6 protein-coding genes are annotated in these 7,787 nt (G+C 60.3%); 2 read left to right on the top strand and 4 right to left on the bottom strand.

Annotated features, from left to right (window positions below; genetic code table 11):
* Window positions 1–1,982 (bottom strand): DUF6531 domain-containing protein (locus ACIOUG_RS22155; RefSeq protein WP_401068680.1); only part of this gene is annotated, 1,982 nt, incomplete at its 3' end.
* A 246-nt stretch (window positions 1,983–2,228) separates the two neighbouring features.
* Here ACIOUG_RS22155 and ACIOUG_RS22150 point away from each other — a divergent pair.
* Window positions 2,229–2,924: an HAD-IA family hydrolase gene (locus ACIOUG_RS22150; protein ID WP_027613306.1), complete on the top strand. Its 696-nt coding sequence runs from the start codon at window positions 2,229–2,231 to the stop codon at window positions 2,922–2,924.
* 80 nt (window positions 2,925–3,004) lie between these two features.
* Here ACIOUG_RS22150 and ACIOUG_RS22145 read toward each other — a convergent pair whose 3' ends face one another.
* Window positions 3,005–3,751: a 3-oxoacyl-ACP reductase family protein gene (locus ACIOUG_RS22145; RefSeq protein ID WP_401068678.1), complete on the bottom strand. Its 747-nt coding sequence runs from the start codon at window positions 3,749–3,751 to the stop codon at window positions 3,005–3,007.
* Window positions 3,752–3,877: 126 nt separating this feature from the next.
* Here ACIOUG_RS22145 and ACIOUG_RS22140 point away from each other — a divergent pair, with 126 nt between their 5' ends.
* Window positions 3,878–4,804 (top strand): LysR family transcriptional regulator, encoded by a 927-nt coding sequence (locus ACIOUG_RS22140; RefSeq protein WP_401068676.1) that lies wholly within the window; start codon window positions 3,878–3,880, stop codon window positions 4,802–4,804.
* A gap of 129 nt (window positions 4,805–4,933) precedes the next feature.
* On the opposite strand, the gene ACIOUG_RS22135 is transcribed toward ACIOUG_RS22140, so the two are convergent.
* Complete coding sequence (locus tag ACIOUG_RS22135) at window positions 4,934–5,662, bottom strand: aspartate/glutamate racemase family protein (protein WP_095138625.1); 729 nt, start codon at window positions 5,660–5,662, stop codon at window positions 4,934–4,936.
* Between the two features lie 54 nt (window positions 5,663–5,716).
* Complete coding sequence (locus ACIOUG_RS22130) at window positions 5,717–7,255, bottom strand: NCS1 family nucleobase:cation symporter-1 (RefSeq protein ID WP_401068674.1); 1,539 nt, start codon at window positions 7,253–7,255, stop codon at window positions 5,717–5,719.
* Between the last annotated feature and the right edge of the window lie 532 nt (window positions 7,256–7,787).

Here is a 7,787-nt window from a genome sequence, read left to right as displayed (position 1 = left end):
TGCAGGATGACGTGCTGATCGTCGTAGTCGTAACGCTCGCTGTCACCGACCGCATTGGTCGCGGCCAACAACCGCTGACGGGCGTCGTAGCAATAACTGACCAGCGTTTGCTCGGTACGCCAGCCATCAGCCTCAAGCACCTGGTAATCAACCGCGACCAGATGCGCCCGGTCGTAGCGCAACAACAGCGACCGCCCGGCCCCGTTATCCAGGCGCTGCACACGCTCGGAAAAATCGCGATGCACCGTCAGACGATTGCCATGCGCATCACTGACCGCCACCAGCCGCCCGGCACGAAAGTGATAAAACCGCGCCGCATCCCCGGCCAGCGCGAGGATCAGTTCCTCCGGTTCATCGCCGAGAAAAATCGCCGCCCGCGACAGGCTGTTGTGAATCCCCGGGCGCTCAACACTGGGCAAGGGAAACCGCGTGCGACGGTTCTCGTGATCGACCCAGACCACCGCATCGCCATCGAACTCCAGCCGATGCGCCAGCGAATGGCTCCAGCCAAACCCAAGCCCGACGTCGATCTCCACCGCACTGGTGCGGTACAACCGGGTGAACTCGAACGGCAACAAACCATCGAGCGTGCCATCGCTCAAGGTCAGCAACTCTTCACCGGTAACCATCGACACCGGACAGCCGTTAGTGCAGGTCAGCGGCGCGCAATCGGCGCTGTCACCGTTGGGATTTTTCGCTTGATCGGGAGCGTCGTCGCGAGATTCGTGACGCTCCATCCGGGTCGTGCCGTGGGACTTGTCCCGTGCCATCGTTGCCGGATTCGGCACGGTCAAAACCACGCCGTCCGTCTGACGAATGTTCAGCGGGATCGCTGGCGTTGGCTTCAACGGCACATCGCGCGCATTCACCAGCAATGGTTTCAACGCGCCCGCGTGCTTGCTCAGATCGGCAGGGGAGGTCAGTTCGCTCAGACGCAACGCCGACGCGGCCAGCCATTGCCGCGCCCGAGGCGATTTGATTTTGCTCAGCACCTTGCTGCTCAGTCTCACGGGAAGGCCAACGCCGCCGCAGACCCGCATCAACAAAAAGCTGATCAGCAGCTCGACCCGAACTTCTGCCACCACTTCCGCCAGGTACTGCGGCGGCAGCATCTTCAACCAACTACTGAACGCTGCCAGATGGATAAACAGCAACGGCTCGTCACTGAGGATCAGCAAGCCATTGGCGATGGCCTCACTGGAGGCGTCGAGCAGTGCTTGCAACTCGACATCGCTGAGGTATTGCAGGAGTTTTTCGCTGTTGGCCTGCAGGTCGGCGAGCAGGCCAAACAGCTGTTTAACGTCATCCCAGATGTCCTGCAGGGCTTTCTCGAAACCGCGCCAGTCGGCCTGTTGCAACTGCTGGTAACGATCAGCCAAACCGGCGCCGGAAAACTCCGCCCACAGCGGCTGAAACCCGTCCCATTCCTGGCGAAGCCAGACCTCCAGCCCGGCCAGAATCTCTTCATGGGAGGCGTACAGCGCTTTGATATGGGCGCTGGAAACATCGGGAAAAAAGGTGATGCGATAACGCTGGCCCCGCTCGCAGTCGCTCAGTTCCAGAATGCCGCTCGGGCCGATGGTATGGCGTAGCGGTTCTCCGAAACTCAATACCCCGTCGACTTCGCCGATCACTGGCTCGAGCAGCACCGGGGTATTGCCGATCGGTACGAATCGCGCCGCCTCGAACAGGTGCACCAGGGTCAACGGGCCGCTGGCGGGGCACATGACCACCGAGGTCTGCAACGGCTGGCGGGATTTGACTGGAGCGCTGAGTCGGACGTCGTCGCCGACCTTGAACACCTGCTCGACCTCCAGCGCCGTCCCGGTCCAGAACTGTTCGGCCCAGGCCTCATAGTTGTTCAGGCACAGGCGAAACTCGCTGATCAGCGTTTCGAAGTCCGGGTGCTCAGGATTCAGGGCGGCAACCACCAGCAGGCCGATGCTGTTGTTCAGGGCCAGAAGCCGATCGGTTTGGAACATTCGCAGGCACTCGCGCACGTGAAAGAGGTGCGCGGACTTTGCGGGGGATCAAAATGGAAAGAAGTCGGGAAAGTAGGTGTTATCTGTAGGGCATTTCGCTAAATATCAGCGAGTCGTTCCACGGCCCATCAACATTGTCCGTTGCTCAATGTCCGTTGGCCTCGCTATGCTGCTGAACCCATTAATCAGATCCGCGCAGCGGCGCCGGCTGGGCCGCCCGGGATGTTTTTGATAACGGATCCGATGATGAATGCACCGATGAAGACGTTTGGCCCGATCAAGGCCGTGATTTTCGACATGGACGGTTTGCTGCTGGACACCGAAGGAATCTACACCGAGGTCACCTCGCTCATTGCCGAGCGTTACGGGCGGACCTTCGACTGGAGCGTTAAACAGAACATCATCGGTCGCGGGGCCAATGATCTCGCGAACTACGTGGTGCAGGCGCTGGATCTGCCGATCAGCGCCGAAGAGTTTCTGCTGATCCGCGAGCCGCTGATGCGTGAACGCTTCCCCAAGGCCCAGGCGATGCCGGGCGCGGAAGAGCTGATTCGCCACCTCAAGGCGCATAACATTCCAATTGCCGTGGGCACCAGTTCGTCGCGGCAGTCGTTCGGCCAGAAAACCACCTTGCACCGCGACTGGTTTGCGCTGTTCGATTTCATCGTCACGGCGGATGACCCGGAAGTCGGCGCGGCCAAGCCGGCTCCGGACATCTTCCTCACTGCGGCTCGGCGTCTGGGCGTCGCGCCCGAGGATTGTCTGGTGTTCGAGGATTCGCCGTTCGGCGTTACCGCAGCGAAAGCCGCGGGGATGACGGCCATTGCGATTCCGGATGCAGCCATGGCCGATGAAAAATATGCGCATGCCGACGGGATTCTGCGCACGCTCAAGGCGTTCACCCCGAGTGCCTGCGGTTTGCCGGCGCTGGAATGGGCTTGATCAGCCAATAAGCACCGATAAAAAAACGCCGCCCTCTGCAAAGAGGTGCGGCGTTTTTTTGTACTCGGGTTTCAGTGCAATCAGGCGCCAAAACCACCGTCGATGGTCAGGCTCGCACCGGTGATGTAACCGGCTTCCGGGCCGACCAGATAAGCGACGAAACCGGCGATTTCATCGGCAGTGCCGTAACGGCCCACCGCCATCAGCGGGATCAGGCTCTCGGCGAAATCGCCATGGGCCGGGTTCATGTCGGTGTCGACCGGGCCAGGCTGCACATTGTTGATGGTGATGCCACGCGGGCCGAGGTCACGGGCCAGGCCTTTGGTCAGGCCGACCAGGGCCGATTTGCTCATTGCATACACACCGCCACCGCCGAAGGGCATGCGGTCGGCGTTGGTGCTGCCGATGTTGATGATGCGCGAGCCTTCGCCCATATGTTTGGCGGCTTCCTGAGACGCGATGAACACGCTGCGCACGTTGATCGCCAGGGTCTGGTCGAAGTCTTCCAGTTTGAAGTCTTCCAGCGGTGCGATGGCCAGGACGCCGGCGTTGTTCACCAGAATATCCAGGCGGCCAAAGGCTTCGACGGTGGCGCTGACGGCATTGCGGATGGCTGTTTCATCGGCGCTGTCGGCCTTGATCGCCAGGGCTTTGCCGCCGTTGGCTGTGATGCTGTTCTGCAACTCTTCGGCCTTGGCGGTGGAGCTGACGTAGGTGAAGGCGACAGTGGCGCCTTCGGCAGCCAGACGTTTGACAATGGCAGCACCGATACCACGGGAACCGCCTTGAATCAGAGCGACTTTGCCGCTGAGGTGTTGAGTGGTCATGTTCGATCTCCAGAGAATTCAAGGCAGGCTGCCTTGTTGTTGGAGCCGAGTATCGGCCTCGCATCGACAACCGTGTAGACCATGATTGCTATAGTCTGTGTAAACCAGAAGTTTATAGTGGCGATCATGGAAACTTTCAGCAGTATCGAATGCTTCGTGCGCAGCGCCGAAGTCGGCAGCTTCGCCGAGGCCGCCCGGCGCTTGAGCCTGACCCCGGCCGCCGTCGGCAAGAGTGTGGCGAAGCTCGAGGTGCGGCTCGGTGTACGGCTGTTCCAGCGTAGTACACGCAGTCTGACCCTGACCGAGGCCGGTCAACTGTTTTTGAATCAGGTCAGTGGCAGCCTGACGACGATTCAGAATGCGGTGGCCAATCTGTCGAGTGTGGAAGGACTGCCGGCGGGGACGTTGAAAGTCAGCATGGGCACGGTATTCGGGCGGTTGTACGTTGTGCCGTTGTTGCAAGAGTTTTTACGTCGGTTTCCGGCGATCAACCCTGACTGGCATTTTGATAACCGTCAGGTCGATTTGATTGGGCAGGGGTTCGATGCGGCGATTGGCGGGGGCTTTGAATTGCCTCAAGGCGTGGTCGCACGCAGATTGGCACCGGCGCATCGCGTGTTGGTGGCGTCTGCTGACTATCTGCAACAGCACGAGACGATCGTCGAGCCAGATGACCTGCAACGTCACGATGGCATCCTGATTCGTTCGCCGCAAACCGGTCGAGTTCGCTCCTGGCAGTTGATCAGTAGTGGCAGCCAACTCTGTCAGCCCTTGACCCTCAAGGCGCGAATGACCATGAGCGATTCCGAAGCCGCCTGCGCCACGGCAGCACAGGGGCTGGGGATCGCACTGGTCAGCATGCCGTTTGCCGTGGGTTACCTTGAGGCCGGTACGTTGCAGCGCGTGCTGCCGGACTGGTACATCGATGACGGCAACATTTCGATCTATTACGCCGAGCATAAATTGTTGCCGGGCAAGACTCGGGCGTTTGTCGATTTTGTGATTGAGCAGTTTGCGCAGCAGGGGTTGGCTCGGCGGTTCAGTGCTTTCTGAGCAAGACGTGGCACCGAGTTGACCCATTCGCGAGCAAGCCCGCTCCCACAGGGGATTTTTGAACGCCACAGATCCAATGTGGGAGCGGGCTTGCTCGCGAAGGATACGACTCGGTATTCGTCTGTGAACTCAGCGAGCAAACCGCTCCGCCCAGCCAATGATCTGCTTCGGCCGCGGCGTTGCGTAAGTCCGCACCTTGGACGTCGACAACCCCAGCCGCACCAGCGATTCAGCAATGGTCACCGCTGCCGTCACGCCATCCACCACCGGTACCCCGGTGCGGCGACGAATCTGTTCATCGAGCCCGGCCATGCCGCCGCAGCCCAGACAAATCACCTCGGCCTTGTCCTGGGTCACTGCCAGTTCCGCCTGCTGCACGATGGCTTCCAGTGCCCGTTGCGGCTGGTGTTCCAGCTCCAGCACCGCCAGGCCACTGGCCCGCACCGAGGCACAGCGATCCCACAGGCCCGAAAGTTTCAGCCGATCCTCGATCAGCGGCACGGTGCGATCCAGCGTGGTCACCACCGAGTAGGCGTGGCCGAGAAACATCGCGGTGCTGGCGGCGGCGTCAGTGATGTCCACCACCGGCACGTTGAGCAGTTCCTGCAAACCTTCGCGGCCGTGCTCGCCATAGCCGGCCTGAATCACTGCATCGAACGGTTGGTCGTAGGACATCACCCGGTCCATCACGGCGATGGCCGCCAGATAACTTTCAAAATTGCCTTCGACCGAGTCGGCGCCGAAGAACGGTGTCAGGCCGACGATTTCCGTGCCGGGAGACGCGACGGCCTGCGCCGAGCGGGCGATGGCCTGGGTGATGGATTCGGTGGTGTTGACGTTGACCACAAGAATACGCATGGGAAGTCCTTATTGCGGGCAGTTCAGCGGCCCGAAGCCCGGGCCGCGAGGAAGTTAATGGCTGACGTTGTCGACGGCGATCGATTCGCCGCTGACGTCGGCGTAGTGCGGCTGACGCTTGGCGATGATCAGGTAGAGCATCGCGGCAATGCCGGCGCCCACCAGCCAGGAGAACGGCGAGATGCTGTGGAAGCCCGGCACCAGCGCCAGGACGATGGCGATCAACGCTGCCGGAATGAACGCCGCCACGGCACGGAAATTCACCCCGTGGCTGTAGTAATAAGCGCCGTTGGGATCTTCGCTGTACAACTGCGGGACGTTGATCCGGCCTCTGCGGATCAGCCAGTAGTCGACCATGATCACCCCGTACAGCGGGCCGAGCAGGGCGCCGAGACCGGAGAGGAAGTACACGATCACCAGCGGGCTGTTGTAGAGGTTCCACGGCAGGATGAGCACGGCGATGGTCGCGCTGATCAGCCCGGCGCGGCGGAAGGTCAGGTACTTCGGCGCCAGGTTGCTGAGGACGAAGGCCGGGGCGACGAAGTTGGCCATGATGTTCACCGCCACGGTGACGATCAGGAACGCCAGGCAACCCAGTACCAGGAAAAATGTGTTGGGGATCGAAGCGATGATTTCGGTCGGGCTTTCGATGATTCGCCCATTGATCTGAAATTGCGCACCGCAGAGCAGGACGGTGATGGTAGCGAACACCAGAATGTTCACCGGCAGGCCCCAGAAGTTGCCGATCTTGATGGTCTTGCGGCACGGCGAGGAGCGGGCGAAGTCGCAAAAATTCAGGATCAACGTGCCGTAGATCGCCAGCCACAGGGCGCCGCCGGCAAAAATGTTGCGCCACATTTCGCCACCGCTCAGTGGTTCGCGGATCGACCAGGCAATGGTCGCGTTGGCCTGGGTGTACATCCACGCGGCGAGGGCGGCGACGGTCAGCAGGATCACTGGTCCGGCAAACGCTTCGTAACGGCGGACCATCTCCATGCCGTAGGCGAGGATTGCCAGTTGCACGAACCAGATCGCCACGAAACACACCCAGCCCAGGCTCGACAGGCCGAGGATCGAGTTGTGGTCGTAATCGGCGAAACCGGGGTGAATCGCTGTCAGCAGCACGCGAAACACCACCGACGCCAGATACGTCTGAATGCCGAACCAGGCGATGGCAATCACCGCGCGGATCAATGCCGGAATCTGCGCGCCGTGGATGCCGAAACTGATCCGGCTGATCACCGGAAACGGCACCCCGGTTTTCTGCCCCATGTAGCCCGACAGGTTCATGAAAAAGTACACCAGCGCCGCGCCGATCCCCAGCGACAGCAGAATCTGCCAGCCGCCCAGGCCCAGGGCGTACAGACCGATGGCGAACGAGTAGTTGGCGATGTTGTGCACATCGTTGGTCCACAGGGCAAAGATGCTGTATTTGCCCCAGCGCCGACCTTCCGCGCGGGTCGGTGCCAGGTCGCTGTTGTGCAGGCGCGGGCTCAGTTGTAACGGTTCGGCCAGACCCGCGTCGGGCAATGGCAGGTCGAGGGCAGAGGCGGGCAGATTCAGCGCGATATTGTTGGAGAGACTTGTACGCATTCCGGCAGGCTCCTGATGGGCGGGGCCGCGATGACTGTGCATGAGCGGTCAGGCTCGACAAATCTTCGTCGCGGCCAGCAGACATCACTGGTTACGGGGCATCTGCAGCCTGTACGGGATAGGGCGCTTCAGGCTTGCGGATCGAAAGTGTGGATTGATGTTTTGCAGTTTTGTATACAAAACATGTATGCACTAAAGCCAGATCTGTGCCAGTTAGCGGTCTACGGAGCGCCGTGCTCATTTCGAAAAGTTATCGAAGAATGCTAAGTGCTTGAAAGTAAGCGGTTATAAATTGACCAGATGAACAGGTATTTATTTTTTACGGGGGATGTTGCAAAGGAGGCAAAGCAGAGGGGCGTTCAGCGGGGATGTAACTTTTCAGGGCGCGCAAACAAAAAGTGCACACATAAATGGCACCGATGGTGACATTCGTGTGTACACATTTTTTCATGGCACCACAAAGCAAATGTGGGAGCGGGCTTGCTCGCGAAGGCGTCTCCCCAGTCAACAAATCCGCTGATTGAAAGACCGC

Source organism: Pseudomonas sp. NPDC087803 (assembly GCF_044742995.1).
GTDB lineage: Bacteria > Pseudomonadota > Gammaproteobacteria > Pseudomonadales > Pseudomonadaceae > Aquipseudomonas.
Note: the sequence above shows the minus strand (reverse complement) of the source record. Positions and strands in the feature narration are given on the sequence as shown.